Here is a 15,374-nt window from a genome sequence, read left to right on the forward strand (position 1 = left end):
CCCAGCCGATACACTATTGGATCGCTATTCTCATGCTGGAGAAGGATTTTGGCGAACGAAATGTCGCCGTGGGCGGATGCGGGCTCTGGCATATGGCCGCCCGGCAGTGTCGACCGGGCGGCTCTGTGCCGCACTTCAGTTCGAGAGCGGGAATTCCCTAGTCGCGTCGGGCCGGAGGCTGAAGCGGCGTCGATCGAAATCCCACAGCCAGTAGATCGGCCACTGGATGGTGTGGGTCAGCCAGGCGCCGACGATGACGGCGCGGTGGAACGGGACCACCGTATATCCCTGGTTGGTGATGGTGCGCAGACCGGCGAGCTGGAAATGCCACCAGCGGAGCGGGTTCGTCCTGCGGCGGCGGGCGGAGGTCTCGGCGCGCATGTGCGTCAGTTGATCGATGATCAGATCGTTCTTCGTCAGGCAGAGCGCCAGATCCAGGTCGTCGATCACATCCGGCCGAGTCGCGGTTTCCGTGCGGACTTTCTCCCACGCCGTTCGGCGAATCGCCATGTTCGGCCCGTGCATATTGCCGACCCGGCCGCCGAGTTTTCCACGCCGTTCCTGCAAGTAGTAGCCGAATTTCAGGAAGAATCCGACCGGTGAGTCGTAGTAGGTCGTGATGCCGGTGACCGCCGCGGTGTCGGGGTGCTCGGTCAGATGCCGCGCGATGACCTCGCCCCAATCGGAGGCGACCAGGGTGTCGGCGTCGGTGCGGCCGATGAAATCACCGCGCGCCTTATCGAATCCGGTGTTACGCGCGCGGGCGACACCGCGCTGGGGCTCTTCGAGGAGTACGACCTTGGGATGATCGATCGCGTATTCCGCGACGATCCGGCGGGTTTCGTCGGTACTGCCGTTGTCGACCACGATGATCTCGTCGATCGCGTCCTGCGCGGCGAGGCGGTCCAGTGTGCGGACAATGCCCGCCGCTTCGTTCAGCGCGGGGATCACGACGGAAAGGACCGGCGGCGAGGGTGGATTGCTCATCGGCGTATAGCTCCAGGTGTGCCGGGGATGACACCGTAAGAACATGCCGATCAGGAGGTCTGATCTGTCGTGACTGAACGCGGCCGCTCTCGGGTGTCGATGTGAATCGAAAAGTACGCAGCCGTCGGCACTGACGGGAGTCCGAAATGTACAGGCTTGACTGCGGAATCTCTTTGTGCCTGTTGGCAATCATGGTGATTGTCACAGGGTCCGGTGTCCATTCGAGTGAGCTCTCACAGCAGTTCGGTCGTGCGAGCGGCGATAGCTGGAGACGCGTGCGAGTGAGACCCGGCTGGTCGTCTGCTACTGTTGGCGCAACTTGAGTCGTCATGGGGCGAGAGGGTGGGGATGGGCCGTCGAATCATGTTGATGGGACTCGGCTTTGTGCTGGCATCGACTGCCGTCGGATGTGGGGATTCCACGACGGGTCGCCCAGCACGAGCATCAGCAGCGCTGCGGCGGCACTCTTCGACCCCGCACGGGAATTCCCGATGATGCGGACCGTGAAGAGCATGCGTGAGGTCATGGCGATCTCGTTCGAGCGCATCACCGGGCGGGATGTCGAGAGCGCGGCCCCGATCGCCAACACCACCGAGCAGGTGCGCTGATGGGCAACCCGTTCAGTGGCCTGCAGGTCCTCAACGTCAACGTCGATCTGGGTTCGACGGTGCTCCGCAACGTCACCAACTGGATCTCCGGTGAAGAATTGCGGCCCGATATCGACCCGTACGCTGTGCAGGACAGATACAACCAACAGCGCGACGGCGTGCGCAGTGGGGCCGCTGGCCTCGGGTTCCAGGGCGAATTCCGGCCCAGGGAAGTGCTCGACGCGGATGAGTTCGAAAAATACGACGTCGCCACGTTGCGCCACAAAGTCGAAAAAATAGGCTTGAGCGCGGTCAATGACCTTATCGCCAGCTGGAACAACATCGCTGACCGCAACGATAATTCGCTGACCGACTTCACGAAGGAAATGGCGCGCGGAACCGACGAGAGCGTCTGGCGGGGCGCCGCGCGTGACGCGGCGGCCAGCGCGGTCCGCGACTACGCCGCCCAAGGTGCCCAGGTGACGAATGCGGCCCGTCTGACCAGCAGCAAGCTGGCTGAATTGCGGACCGGGTTGGAGCCCACCGTGCAATTGGTCCCGCACGCGCCGGAACATCGCAGCGGCGTGGACAATGCCCGTGCCTGGGTGGCCGGGCGTGGCTGGCGCAATGACGATGTCGCCGAGCACAATGCGAAGGCCGAGGCGTTGCGGGTGCTGCGCACCGTGTATGCGCCCGTCGTGATGGAGTCCGATACCAATGTGCCGGTGATCCCCCGTCCGGCGCCTGTCACGAACCCCGGCGGCCCCAACCCTGGCGGTCCCGACCCCGGTGTCACGAATTCCGGTAACGGAAACCCCTCGGGCACACCATCTCCCAGCTCGAACCCTCCCGGCACCAACCCCGGCGACAATCCGACCACTCCTTCGAGCACCCAGCCCACGGACAATCCCGCCGGGACACCGCAGTCGACCAGCACCGACCCGGCGTCCACGACACCGGCTTCGACCACACCCGCCTCGACCACCGCGCCTGGCACGCCCGGCAGCCCGAATCTCAGCACGCCGGGCAGCCCCGGAAGTCCGGGAAGTCCCACCGGTCCCGGCGCGCCGGGAGTCTCGGTGCCGCCCCAGGGGCGTCCGACTCCGGGCACACCGAACAGTTCCGGAGCGGTCCCGGCCGCCCGATCGGGAAATCCGTCCGGCCGCCCCGGCATGGGCGGCATGCCGGGCGGGATGGCGCCCGGTGCACGCGGCGGCAAGTCCGAAGAGGAATCCAGCAAGGGCATTCCGGACTACCTGATCACCCAGGAACACGGCGATGAGCTCACCGGGCTGGACGAGCTGCCCAGGACGGTGCCGCCGGTCATCGGTGACAACCCGGCCCCGTAAGGACATTTCCCATGCCTGAAATGCGGAGCTGGCGGTTCACCGCGCTCGAATTCCGGACGCTGTGGGAGTCCACCGGCCGGGACGTGCTGCCCTATCCATTGCGGCACCAGTACACGACAGAGTTCCGGTCGGAGACTGTGCGGTTGCGGCAGGAGGCGGCGCGGACGTTGCGCCCGAGTATCGACGACGATCTGCTGCGCACGGTCGAAGTGCTGCTGGCGCCGGAGGCGAGGGTGGAACTGGCCGGGTTCGCCGGCGCACGCCGCGACCGCAAGCTGCGTGCGCACGCCGGAGTGCACTATCAGCACGGCGCGATCGCGGTGCAGGAACCCGGTCCCGATCACGAAACCGGCGGCGACGTGATGTTGACGTTGCTGCCCGCCGGCGAGGTCGCGCGGGCGGTGGTCGACGTGCTCCCCAGCTGTACCCCGGGGCGGGGCAAGCAAATACAGGTCTCGGCCGAAGAACTGGGGCGGCCACGGCCGCCGGTCCGCGACGCGTGGCGCCCGACGCCGCGAGAGGAGTTCGAGCGGTTCTTCACCCGCGCGATGACCTTGATCACCCACGTCGGCGTCTACGCCATGGGCAGCGCGGACAACCGACACATCCATGGCCGCAAGGACTTCCAGCTCAACGACGTCGAAAACGACGGCCGCTACGTCACCTTCGGCACCGACACGCTGACCGTCAAACCCACCACCAACGAACGCGTCGCCGCCACCTTGCAGCAAATGATCACCCGGACCGTCACGGAAGTGCGCGACGGCGTCCACCTACCTTATTGACCGACACGGGTCCGGGACGTACCACACGTTCGATCGATACAGCGCTCGAATCAGCCTTGGCCACGTTACGTACTTGACGTACCGCGACCTGGTCGGCATCGCTGTATACAGCAAATGGAGGTTTGCCATGTCCGCCGTGCATTACGAGAGCTACACCGAAGCCCGTGCACACCTCGAGGACCTGCTGGATGCTGCCGGACAGGGGCGAGTTGCCACGGTCCGGCGGGACGACGAATACGCCGCGGTCGTCGATGCGCAACGCCTACGTTATGCCCTGACCAAGCTGTGCGCCGCCAATGCCCAGGTGGTGGCCGAGAACGGGGGCTGGTCTGTGTTTCTGCCGGGACTTCCCATCGCGGCAGACGGCGCCACCTTCGATGAAGCGGTGGACGAGGCGGTTCTTGCGCTGCGGGAGTACGCCGACGACTGGCAGAGCCGTTTGCGGGTTGCGCCGAACCATCGGGAGAACTGGGGGTTGGTTCAGTTGATCGGCCTCAGCGACGACGCGCAGCTGCGCGACTGGTTCGTTGGGGCAGCCTGATGGCATGGCCGGAACCGATCCGGGAACGGCACGAGCAATTCTGCGAGACGGAGGCTGGGTTCGTAAGCCCGAAGGGGCCACTATGGGGATCGTCTCGAGGTGTCGGTGCTGTCGATCGCGATGGCTGTCATGGCGAGGTGGTTGTCGCCGTGAGTGGCTCGAATCGACAGCCGCGAATCAGTTTCCGGGCGGCTTTCGCAGGTCTTCTTCGCGGAACCGGCAGCCTGTTGAGCCGCCGATGACAGCAGCCTTACGGGTAAGGATCTTGAGCTCGTTGCCGTCGTTGGGGGAGTGCAGTACCGCATCGTGATGTCCGGCTGTGTCGACGCGAATGGTAAGCGACGTTATGCCGTGTTGTGCGGCGATGTCGCGCGCGAGATTCAGAACGCCGGGCCACTCGCTGTCAGCAATGGGTACCGATGAGACGAGGCGGTCGGTTGACATCGATACCCCGTCGGTCTCCAGGTACGGAGATGGGCAACCCAGCGTGTCCTGTCCGCGGTTGGCATCGACTCGCCAGTCCAGTCCAGGCGCACGGGTTTTCGCGGCATCTGCGATCTGCTGGATTATCGCGGCGAGTTGTCGCTCGCTGGCTTCCACAGACGGCAACTGCCGCATCTTGGCCTCGGCTTGGGTGATCTCGTCTTTGGTCACCGGGTGGTCTGGGTCGTCCAAGTTGCTTCCACATCCGCTCATGATCGTCGCGGCCACGATCGTCGCAAGAATTCGTACAGTTGTCTTAGTCGCCATGTCAGCGCACCGCCAGGTGCGGCAGTCCAGCGACGATCACAGCCATGTTGTATCCGGCTGTACGAAGTTCGCCGTTCGCGCTCGGCCGCGGGTACTCGCTGTGGCCGTTCGAGTCCTCGCGATGGACGCCGTCCTTCGTCGTAGCCTCGGCAACCGAGAGTTGCTCCAGGTTCGTCGTCACAGGATCGGGGCCGAATACGCCGGTACCATCAGCCCATGTGATCGGGTCGTCTGGTGCGCGCATCACATAGCCACGGCCCTGTGGCAGACCGAGATCTGGTTCGTCGTCGGCATTGATGCCGGGTGAGCCGTAAAAGACAACGTCGTCGACTGGCTGGCCAGGGCCAGGATCCTGCAATGCGAGCGCCGTCGTGTAGGACCCGTAGGAGTGGCCCAGGGCCGTGATGTGCGGATCCGGTTTGTTCGAGGCGGCATCGAGACCGTTGAAGAAGTTCGCCAGCTTGGGTGCGCCTTCCTTCGCTCGATCGGCGCTTGCCGCCTCCGGTCCGATCTCCGGCGGAGGCTCATACCCGAGCCAAGCAATTGACGCCACCCGCTCGCCCGGACGGCCCTCGGCCCTCAATTGGTCCATCGCTTCTTCCTGCACGGCTGCCGCCTCGCGGGTCATTCCCCCCAACGACTGCACCGTTGTCGATACGCCAGGCGTGGTAACTGAAATGTGGTCCGCGTTATCAGGGTCGCCGACGGCGATCGCGGCCATGCCCTTCTCTCCCGATTGCATATCCAACAACAGCAGACGGGCACCTTTGTCCGGGTCGGCCGGGTCCAGCGGACGGTCCTTCAAGATGCCCTCGATCGCATCGAGATCTTTCAGCTTCGCCTCGACGCGGGCCAATTCCGCTTTATCCTTGGCATACGGATCCGGTGCGTTCGGGTACCTCGACCCGTCGGGGGCGTCTTTCAGCTCCTCTCGCAGTCTGTCGCGCTCGTGCGTTAACCGAGTGCGTTCGTCATCGATCCGGTTGACGTTCGCTTCGTGGCGGGCCATGGACGGTATGCCGTCCCGGTTGCCGATCCATTCGGGATGCTGCTCGATGACCTCGCGGCGCTGCTGTTCGTCCATCGCATCCCAGTACTCCTTGTTCTGCTGGGGAGTTCCGTTCTCTGGGGGAGCGGGCGCGGTCAGTCCGCCTTGCGATGCGCCGGTGGTGGATGCGGCGGCCACGTCCGTGGCGTCCTTGTCGTCGATTTGCCCGTCGGCGGCTTTGTTCAGTACCGCGGCCGCGTCCGCGTTGATGTCGTCGGCTTGGCGCATGACCGCGCGTGCGGCTTCGATCAGCTCCAGTCGCAAAGGTTCCACCGAAGCCGGATCAGGTGCGTTGGGCTGGTCCGCGATGGTGACGTGCCCGTTGTCCCAGACTTCGAGACCGTTTGCCGCGGCTGTCTGGTCGATCGTGGCCAGGGTCGCCTTCAGGTGCTTGACGGCTTCCCGGGTCTGTTTTGTCAGCTCCCGGACCGCGCCGAGCGCTGCGGCTTCGTCGGTCAACTGGTCGGCGGTGACGGTGAACCGGCGACGAGCCGCATCCGCCGATTCGCCTTGCCAGCCAGGGAGTTTGCCGATGTCCGCGAGCTGGTTGTCGACATCTTCCAGTGTGGTGAGGCGGCGAGACAGCGACGTTTCGAGCATGTCGAGCGCGAGTTCGTTCCACCAACGGATGTCCGGTAACAGCATCGATCTGCGTCCCCCCATAGAAATCGCATCGCTTGCGCCGACCGGTATCGTAGCGGGCAATTACGCGTATTCGCTAGACACAGGGGGCATTGATGGCTGATTCCGTATCTGTCGATCCTGAACTGCTACGCGGTGCGGCCGGGCGGCTCGACGTTCTGTTCAACGACTCCGGCACGAAGCTTCGAGAGTTCGATCAAGCGATCGCCGAAAACCGCGACGGATGGAAGGAATCGGCGGCGAGCGCGTTCGGACGGTTCACCGCCTACCTGGACGGTCGCCGGAACATGTTGCAACAGAACCTCGCCGAGCTTTCGGAATCGCTGACCACCGCGGCCAACAATCTCCAGTCGCAGGACCAAGCTAGGAGTACCCAGCTGACGTCGCAATCGTCCAGCCTCGACCTCTGAGTCGCCGGGGCGGCACGACGAAACCGAACGCCCGCCCGTCGTCCCGGTGCAGGCCGGGACCCGTTGCCGGACCCGGGATTTCACCCGGGCGATGGGGCGGACGTTCGGTCTCTTGCGGTGGGCGCGGGAGCAGCCGGAGGGGAACGGCGACCGCCGCGCCCGTGTCCCGCGGGGTCCGGACCGCGGGACACGCTGTGGCGGTTACACGTTCGCGTAGGCCAGCGAGGGGACGCGCTGGATGGCGAACGAGGACCGCAGGTAGAACCACCAGGTGACGCCCGCCATGACCAGGAAGGTCGCGGCGTAGGCCCAGAATGCGGGAGCCATGGTGCCGAAGTTGATGTTCGACAGGCGCAGCGCCTGCTGGAGCAGGTAGCCGCCGGAGGCGCCGATCGCTCCGATCACGCCGATGGCCGCGCCGGCCTGACGCTTGGCCGAGGCCACCGATTCGGTGAGGTCGAGGCCGTGTTCGGCGGCGTACTTCTTGGCCTGCGCGCTGAAGATCATCGGGATCATCCGGTAGGTGGAGCCGTTGCCGATACCGGTGAGCACGAACAGCAGCAGGAACGCGGCCAGGTACAGCGGGAAGCTCTTCAGCTCCAGCGCGACCATGATGAGCGCGACCGCGACCGACATGCCGCCGAACACGAACGCGGTCATCTTGGCGCCGCCGACCTTGTCGGAGATCCAGCCGCCGAACGGACGGCTGAACGAACCGACCAGTGCGCCGAGGAAGGCGAGGTTACCGAGCGTGGTGATCCAGCCGATCTTGGCCAGGTCCGGGAAGTTGGCCTTGATCAGGGTGGGGAAGGCGAAGGAGAACCCGATGAACGAACCGAAGGTGCCGATGTACAGGAACGACATCACCCAGGTGTGCCGGCTGGTGAGCGCCAGCTTGTAGGACTTGCCGTCGGATTTCGCGGTGCTGATGCTGTCCATGTAACGCAGCGCGCCGAACGTGGCGACGAGGATGAACGGGATCCAGACCAGCACCGACAGGGTGATGCCGAACCGGTAGCCTGCGGGGTCCTTCGCCATGAGGTGGGTGCCGAGGGTGATCAGCAGCGGCAGGACGAGCTGAGTCTGCGCGACGCCGAGGTTGCCGCCCGCGGCATTGATGCCGAGGGCCGCACCCTTCTTCCCTTCCGGGAAGAAGAACGAGATGTTCGCCATCGAGGAGGAGAAGTTACCGCCGCCGACGCCGGCCAGCGCGGCCAGCAGCAGGAAGACCCACATGGGCGTGCCGGGCTGGTTGACGAAGTACGCCAGGCCGAGGGTCGGGAACAAGAGCATGGCCGCGCTGAACGCGGTGAACGCTCGTCCGCCGAATTTGGGTATGGCGAAGGTGTACGGAATGCGCAGCGCGGCGCCGACCAGGGTGGGGGTCGAGGTCAGCAGCAGCGCGTTGCTCACCGCGATGGGGTTGCCCTTGCCGAGGCCGGCGAGGAAGTCGAAGCCAGCGGCGCCCATGCTGGTCACCACGGTGCCCCAGATCACCCAGACGCTGAAGCCGAGATTCTCGGCGAACACGGAGAAGATCAGATTCTTGCGCGCGGTCTTCGCACCGCCGGATTCCCAGAATTTCGCATTGTCCGGATCCCAGTGGTCGATCCAGCGTCCGCGTTTCTTATGTTCGAAAGTCGTTGGCTGCGACTGCTGGCCGGTGGCTACGGCGGTCATCGGCTTCCTCTCGATTCGGCTCGACCGGCCCTCATCGCGGCGCATTGCCGCCGGCGGCTGTCGAGTGCCTAGCTACGGTCGAGACAAAGGTAAAAGCCGGTTGTTGCGTCCCCGTGGCTTTCGATGACATTCCCGGCAATTCCGACTCACATTGGCCGGATACCGATGGTGACCTCTTGGTTACCTCGCCGGTCTTGCGATTACCGCGCGTCCGGATATTCGGCAATGAGGGAATCGAGGAAGCATCGTGTCGCCGAGGCGGCCCGTTCGGGATCGCCGTCGATCACCGCGTGCACCAAGGCCGCGTGCTCCTCGGGATAGGAGTCGTCGGACTTCGCCGTCCGCGCCCGGATGACCTGTTCGATGATGGGCAGCAGCGAATCGTAGAACTCGAGGTACACCGCGTTGTGGCTCGCGACGACGATCGCGCGGTGCAGCTGCACGTCCGCCTCGATCGCGGCGGCCTGGTCTTCGTCCCACTTCTTGTCGCGCTCGGCGAGCAGGCGCAGCAGGTTCGCGATGTCGGAGTCGTCGCGGCGGCGGGCCGCCAGCGCGGCGGCGGTGGTGTCCAGCGCGAGGCGCAGCTCGAGCACGTCGCGTTCCTCGGCGTCGGCGAAATACTTGCCCAAGGTTCCGCCGAGGTCGGAAGCGGCGATCACATAGGTGCCCGAGCCCTGGCGACGTTCCAGCATGCCCGCGTGCACGAGGGCCTGGACGGCCTCGCGCACGGTATTCCGGCCGGTGCCGGTGAGCTCGGTGAGCTCCGGCTCGGTGGGAATGCGGGAGCCGATCGGCCAACGGCCGGAACGAATTTCGGCCCGCAGCTGCTCGGTGACCTGGGCGATGAGGCTGGTGCGCCGGACGGGTTGCACCTCGATAGAGTACCGCCCATCACAAATTATTGCCGCTCATCATCCGGTCATCCTATGATTTCTCGGTGACTGCGACCCTCCCGGAAATCGTGCCTCGCCAGGAATCCGTCCTGATCGAGCGCCGTCGACGTGCGCTGACGGAGGGCCGCCTGCTGGTACTGGCCGCGATCGTGATGTCCGCGCTCACCCTGCGCGTCGCCGTCACCGCGTTCAGCCCCCTGGCCGAGCGGATCGGCGGCGAAATCGGTTACGGCACCGCTGTTGTCGGTGTTTTCGGCATGATCCCGACCGCCATGTTCGCGCTGTCCGGACTGCTCACTCCGATCCTGGCCACCCGGCTCGGGCTAGAGCGCACCGCGCTGACCGCCATGCTGATGGCCGGTACGGGCATGCTGATCCGGGTGCTCATGTCGGGCACCGTGGAGCTGCTGATCTTCTCCGCCCTTGCGCTCGCGGGCATGGGCATCGGCAACGTGGTGATCCCGCCGCTGGTGAAGCGGTATTTCCCGGATCGCCTCGCGATGGTCAGCTCGCTGTACATCGTGATGGTGCAACTCGGCACCGTCGTGCCCGCCTTCACCGCGGTGCCGGTCGCCGAGGCGCACGGATGGCGCGTCTCGCTCGGGGTGTGGGCCATGCTCGGCTTCGCGGCGGCGGTGCCGTGGCTGGTGGTGCTGCGCGGACGTGACGACGCGGACCGGACCGCCGCACCGGAGCGGGCGCCGCGCGCCGGACGCGTGTGGCGTTCGCCGATCGCCTGGGGCATGGCGGGCATGTTCGGTATGACCTCGCTGATCACCTATGCGATGTTCACCTGGCTGCCGAATATCCTGCGCGAGGCGGGTGCGAGTGCCGGGTACGGCGGCGCGATGGTGGGGCTGTTCGCCGTGGTCGGCATGGTCGCCGCGCTGACCGCACCCACCGTGGTAGCCCGGTTCGGTAATCCGTTTCCCGTGGTGGTCGGCTGCGCGGTGCTGTTCTTCACCGCGTTCGCCGGGCTGCTGATCGCGCCGATGGCCGCACCGATCCTGTGGGTGGTGCTGCTCGGTCTCGGCCCGAGCACGTTCCCGATGGCGCTGACGCTGATCAACCTGCGCACCCGCACACCGGGCGGGTCGGCCGCGCTGTCCGGCTTCACCCAGGGCGTCGGATACGCGGTGGCCTGTGCCGGTCCGCTGCTGTTCGGCATGCTGCGTACGGCGACCGGCGGATGGCTCGCTCCGTTCGCGATGCTCGGCGCTGCCGTACTCGTCTTGCTGGCCGGCGCCTGGCAAGCCTGCAAACCTCGCATGCTCGAAGACACCTGGGGCTGACGCTCCGCCCTATTTCACCGAATCTCACAACTCGGGTTGCGGGGCTGTGCGAAGCGGGTAAGGATGTGGGCGACACGCACAGGCGGGTAGCGCGCGTCACACCTCACGGGCCGTCCGATTCGAGATCGGCCATTTTGTCACGCACGGAAACCGCTGTGTCACATGGCCGAAACATTCCCTCGAAACTCACCCGTCGTCATGGGGAATCGTGAGCAACCGTTGATTTGACGGTCATTTCGCGCAGCATTTCGGCAATACCCATTTCCTACCGTGGGGCCAACCGACTTTGGGAGGCCCTGTTGAGCACGCTGACGCGTAACCGTTGGGAAGCGCTACGGACGACGATCCGCAGGCCGCGCATCGAGCACTGGAATGCCGAGGATGTCGCCGCCTGGGAAGCAGGCGGCAAGGACGTCGCCAAGCGCAACCTGATCTGGTCGGTCGTCGCCGAGCACGTCGGATTCTCGGTCTGGTCGATCTGGTCGGTGATGGTGCTGTTCATGCCCACCGACAAGTTCGGCATCGATCCGGCCGGCAAGTTCTTCCTGGTCGCGATGCCCACGCTGGTGGGCGCGTTCCTGCGGATTCCCTACACCGTCGCGACCGCGCGCTTCGGCGGGCGCAACTGGACCGTCTTCAGCGCGGCCCTGCTGCTCATCCCGACGCTGCTCACGCTGTACTTCATCAACCAGCCCGGCACCTCGTACACGACGTTCCTGGTGATCGCCGCGTTCGCGGGCTTCGGCGGCGGCAACTTCGCCTCCTCGATGACCAACATCAACGCCTTCTACCCGCAGCGGCTCAAGGGCTGGGCCCTCGGCCTGAACGCGGGCGGCGGCAATATCGGCGTTCCGGTGATCCAGCTGATCGGCCTGCTGGTGATCGCCACCCTCGGCAACAGCTACGCCTCGCTGATCTGCGCGGTCTACCTGGTGTTCGTCGTGCTCGCCGGGCTCGGCGCCGCGCTGTACATGGACAACCTGCCCAACCAGAAGGCCGATCTGTCCTACATGATCACCGCCCTGAAGGTGCCGCAGTCCTGGGCGATCGCGTTCCTCTACATCGGCACGTTCGGCTCGTTCATCGGCTACAGCTTCGCCTTCGGCCAGATCCTGCAGATCAGCTTCAAGGCCGGTGGCGACAGTGTCGCGCAGGCCACCCTGCATGCCGCGCAGATCGCGTTCCTCGGTCCGCTGCTCGGCTCGCTCGCCCGCCCCTACGGCGGCAAATGGGCCGACCGAATCGGCGGTAGCCGGGTCACGCTGTACGTGTTCGGTGCCATGATGGGGGCCGCGGTGCTGGTCGGAGTGGCCAGCACGATGGCCGACCGCAACAACGGCGTGGCCAGCGGTCCGGTGATGACCGCGCTGGTCATCGGCTTCATCGCACTGTTCGTGCTGTCCGGTGTCGGCAACGGATCGGTCACCAAGATCATTCCCTCGGTCTTCGAGGCGAAGTCCAAGAGCCTGGACGCCACCCCCGCCGCGCGGGCCGCGTGGTCGCAGAACACCTCCGGCGCGCTCATCGGTTTCGTCGGCGCGATCGGCGCACTCGGCGGCGTCGGCATCAACCTGGTCCTGCGCACCTCCTACGCCTCGACCAAGTCGGCGACCACCGCGTTCTGGGTGTTCATGGCCTTCTACGTGGCCTGCGCGCTGGTGGTCTGGGCGGTCTTCCTGCGCCGTCCGGTCGCCCGCGTCGTCGCCGACTCCGATGTCGTGGTCGAAGCCGAGAACTTCGTGCTCGAAGCCGAAGCCAGCCGCTCCCAGTCCGGAAGCGCCCCGTCCCAGTCCAACAGCTCGTCGGCCCGCGCCTGACACTCGATCAAGTCCAGGAGGACCAACAGATGAACCCCACAGTCGCTCGCAAGACCGCGGTGGTCGTCGGCCACGGCATGGTCGGGCACCGGTTCGTCGAGGCGTTGCGTTCGCGCGACACCGAAGGCCGTTGGCAGGTGGTCATCCTCAGCGAGGAGCAGCTGCCCGCCTACGACCGGGTCGGCCTCTCGGCCTACGTCGGCAGCTGGGACGCCGCCGCGCTCGCGCTGCCCGGCAACGAGTACGCCGGTGACGACCTGGTCGAGCTGCGGCTCGGGCAGCGCGCCGAGTCGATCGACCGGGAAGCGCGCAAGGTCACCACGTCGGCGGGCGACACTCTCGCCTACGACGCGCTCGTGCTGGCCACCGGCTCCTATCCGTTCGTGCCGCCGGTTCCCGGCCACGACCGCCCGGAATGCTTCGTCTACCGGACCATCGATGACTTGGACGGCATCCGTGCTGCCGCCGAGGCCGCCGGACCCGGCGCCGCCGGTGTGGTCGTCGGCGGCGGTCTGCTCGGCTTGGAGGCCGCGAACGCGTTGCGGCTGCTCGGGCTCACCCCGCACGTGGTCGAGTTCAACGCGCGGCTGATGCCCGCCCAGGTCGACGAGGGCGGCGGCGCCATCCTGGAGCGGCTGGTCACCGACCTCGGCCTGCACGTGCACACCGGCGTCGGCACCTCCTCGATCGAGGCGGCCGACAACGGGCTGAAGGTCACGCTGTCCGACGAGTCGGTCATCGAGGCCGGACTGGTCGTGTTCTCCGCCGGTGTCCGCCCGCGCGACCAGATCGCCCGCGACGCGGGCCTGGAGATCGGCCCGCGCGGCGGCATCATCACCGACCTCGGCCTGCAGACCTCCGACCCGAACATCTGGGCCATCGGCGAATGCGCCGCGGTCGAAGGCGTGTGCTACGGCCTGGTCGCGCCGGGTTACAGCACCGCCGAGATCGTGGCCGACCGGCTGCTCGGTGGCGAGGGCGAGTTCCCCGGCGCGGACATGTCGACCAAGCTCAAGCTGCTCGGCGTCGACGTGGCCAGCTTCGGTGACGCGCACGGCGTCACCGAAGGCGCGCTGTCGGTCGTGCTGCACGACGCGGCCAAGGGCACCTACGCCAAACTCGTCGTCTCCGACGACGCGAAGACCCTGCTCGGCGGCATCCTGGTCGGCGACGCCACGGCCTACTCGGCGCTGCGTCCGCTGGTCGGCCGCCCGCTGCCCGCCGAACCGGCCGCGCTGATCTCGCCCGCGGGCGCGGAGCTGGGCGCCGACTCGCTGCCGGACGACGCGCAGATCTGCTCGTGCAACAACGTCTCGAAGGGCGCGATCTGCGGGGCGATCGCGGAGGGCGCCTGCGACGTCCCCGCGATCAAGAGCTGCACCACCGCCGGAACTTCCTGCGGCGGTTGCGTTCCCATGCTCAAGAAGCTGCTTGAGCAGTCCGGCGTGGAGATGTCCAAGGCGCTGTGCGAGCACTTCGAGCAGTCGCGCGCCGAGCTGTTCCAGATCGTCCAGGTCACCGGCATCCGCACCTTCTCGGGCTTGATCGCCAAATACGGCAAGGGCACCGGCTGCGACATCTGCAAGCCGACCGTCGCCTCCATCCTGGCCTCCACTTCGAGCGACCACATCCTCGACGGCGAGCAGGCCGCGCTGCAGGACACCAACGACCACTTCCTGGCCAACCTGCAGAAGAACGGCACCTACTCGGTGGTGCCCCGGATGCCCGGCGGCGAGGTCACCGCCGAGCAGCTGATCACCATCGGCGAGGTGGCCAAGGAATTCGGGCTGTATGTGAAGGTCACCGGCGGCCAGCGCATCGACCTGTTCGGCGCGCGCGTCGAGCAGCTGCCACTGATCTGGAAGCGCCTGGTCGACGCGGGCATGGAATCCGGTCACGCGTACGGCAAGTCGCTGCGCACCGTGAAGAGCTGCGTCGGCTCCACCTGGTGCCGCTACGGTCAGCAGGATTCGGTCGGCATGGCGGTGCTGCTGGAGAAGCGTTACCGCGGCCTGCGCTCGCCGCACAAGCTGAAGCTGGCCGTGTCCGGCTGCGCCCGCGAATGCGCCGAGGCGCGCGGCAAGGACGTCGGCGTGATCGCCACCGAGCACGGGTGGAACCTCTACGTCGGCGGCAACGGCGGCCTCACCCCGAAGCACGCGGTGCTGCTGGCCGGCGACCTCGACGACGAGACGCTGATCAAGTACATCGACCGGTACCTGATGTTCTACATCCGCACCGCTGATCGTTTGCAGCGCACCGCGCCGTGGCAGGAGGCGCTGGAAGGCGGCATCGATTACCTCAAGCAGGTGATCTGCGAGGACAGCCTCGGCATCGCCGGGGATCTGGAGGCGGCCATGGCTCAGCATGTCGCTGGCTACCGCGACGAGTGGGCGGCGGTGCTGGAAGACGAAGAGAAGCTGTCTCGCTTCGTGTCGTTCGTCAACGCCCCGGCAGAGGCCGATCCGACGATTTCGTTCGACGAATCCGGCGAGCGGAAGGTTCCCGTGCTGCTGGGACTGCCCGAAGTCCCGGTCGCCACGCAGGGGAAATGACCGCTTAACCGCATGGAAACAGAACGCCGGTACCAATG

General features: G+C 66.2%; 12 protein-coding genes. 7 read left to right on the forward strand and 5 right to left on the reverse strand.

The features are described 5' to 3' along the window. Positions 1 to 135: 135 nt before the first annotated feature. On the reverse strand, positions 136 to 987 hold the full coding sequence (locus ACWPXK_RS09120) for a glycosyltransferase family 2 protein (protein ID WP_454195621.1): 852 nt from the start codon (positions 985 to 987) through the stop codon (positions 136 to 138). A gap of 607 nt (positions 988 to 1,594) precedes the next feature. Between ACWPXK_RS09120 and ACWPXK_RS09125 the strand changes: the two genes are divergently transcribed. From ACWPXK_RS09125 to ACWPXK_RS09135, 3 genes are all read left to right on the forward strand, one after another. Next, positions 1,595 to 2,923 (forward strand): hypothetical protein, encoded by a 1,329-nt coding sequence (locus ACWPXK_RS09125; RefSeq protein WP_454195622.1) that lies wholly within the window; start codon positions 1,595 to 1,597, stop codon positions 2,921 to 2,923. 11 nt (positions 2,924 to 2,934) lie between these two features. Continuing rightward, on the forward strand, positions 2,935 to 3,708 hold the full coding sequence (locus ACWPXK_RS09130; RefSeq protein ID WP_454195623.1) for an ESX secretion-associated protein EspG: 774 nt from the start codon (positions 2,935 to 2,937) through the stop codon (positions 3,706 to 3,708). Between the two features lie 73 nt (positions 3,709 to 3,781). Beyond that, positions 3,782 to 4,249: a type II toxin-antitoxin system HicB family antitoxin gene (locus tag ACWPXK_RS09135; protein WP_454195624.1), complete on the forward strand. Its 468-nt coding sequence runs from the start codon at positions 3,782 to 3,784 to the stop codon at positions 4,247 to 4,249. Between the two features lie 177 nt (positions 4,250 to 4,426). Here ACWPXK_RS09135 and ACWPXK_RS09140 read toward each other — a convergent pair whose 3' ends face one another. Next, positions 4,427 to 4,999 (reverse strand): LppA family lipoprotein, encoded by a 573-nt coding sequence (locus tag ACWPXK_RS09140; RefSeq protein WP_454195625.1) that lies wholly within the window; start codon positions 4,997 to 4,999, stop codon positions 4,427 to 4,429. A gap of 1 nt (position 5,000) precedes the next feature. Then, positions 5,001 to 6,692, reverse strand: a complete 1,692-nt coding sequence (locus ACWPXK_RS09145) for an alpha/beta hydrolase (RefSeq protein WP_454195626.1) — start codon at positions 6,690 to 6,692, stop codon at positions 5,001 to 5,003. Positions 6,693 to 6,784: 92 nt separating this feature from the next. On the opposite strand from ACWPXK_RS09145, the gene ACWPXK_RS09150 reads away from it, so the two are divergent. Then, entirely contained in the window at positions 6,785 to 7,099 is a 315-nt protein-coding gene (locus tag ACWPXK_RS09150; protein WP_454195627.1) for a WXG100 family type VII secretion target, read from the forward strand. 201 nt (positions 7,100 to 7,300) lie between these two features. Here the strand turns inward: ACWPXK_RS09150 and ACWPXK_RS09155 are convergent, their stop codons facing one another. Then, positions 7,301 to 8,779, reverse strand: a complete 1,479-nt coding sequence (locus tag ACWPXK_RS09155; protein ID WP_454195628.1) for an MFS transporter — start codon at positions 8,777 to 8,779, stop codon at positions 7,301 to 7,303. A 200-nt stretch (positions 8,780 to 8,979) separates the two neighbouring features. Further along, positions 8,980 to 9,651, reverse strand: coding sequence for a FadR/GntR family transcriptional regulator (locus ACWPXK_RS09160; protein WP_454195629.1), 672 nt, complete (start codon positions 9,649 to 9,651; stop codon positions 8,980 to 8,982). A 173-nt stretch (positions 9,652 to 9,824) separates the two neighbouring features. On the opposite strand from ACWPXK_RS09160, the gene ACWPXK_RS09165 reads away from it, so the two are divergent. The 3 genes from ACWPXK_RS09165 to nirB all read left to right on the forward strand — a co-directional run bounded on the left by ACWPXK_RS09165 (position 9,825) and on the right by nirB (position 15,336). Next, positions 9,825 to 10,964 (forward strand): MFS transporter, encoded by a 1,140-nt coding sequence (locus tag ACWPXK_RS09165; protein WP_454196400.1) that lies wholly within the window; start codon positions 9,825 to 9,827, stop codon positions 10,962 to 10,964. A 296-nt stretch (positions 10,965 to 11,260) separates the two neighbouring features. Beyond that, positions 11,261 to 12,781 (forward strand): nitrate/nitrite transporter, encoded by a 1,521-nt coding sequence (locus ACWPXK_RS09170; RefSeq protein ID WP_454196401.1) that lies wholly within the window; start codon positions 11,261 to 11,263, stop codon positions 12,779 to 12,781. Positions 12,782 to 12,810: 29 nt separating this feature from the next. Then, entirely contained in the window at positions 12,811 to 15,336 is a 2,526-nt protein-coding gene (nirB, locus tag ACWPXK_RS09175) for a nitrite reductase large subunit NirB (protein WP_454195630.1), read from the forward strand. Positions 15,337 to 15,374 lie beyond the last annotated feature (38 nt).

It is taken from the genome of Nocardia sp. Marseille-Q1738 (assembly GCF_965283145.1).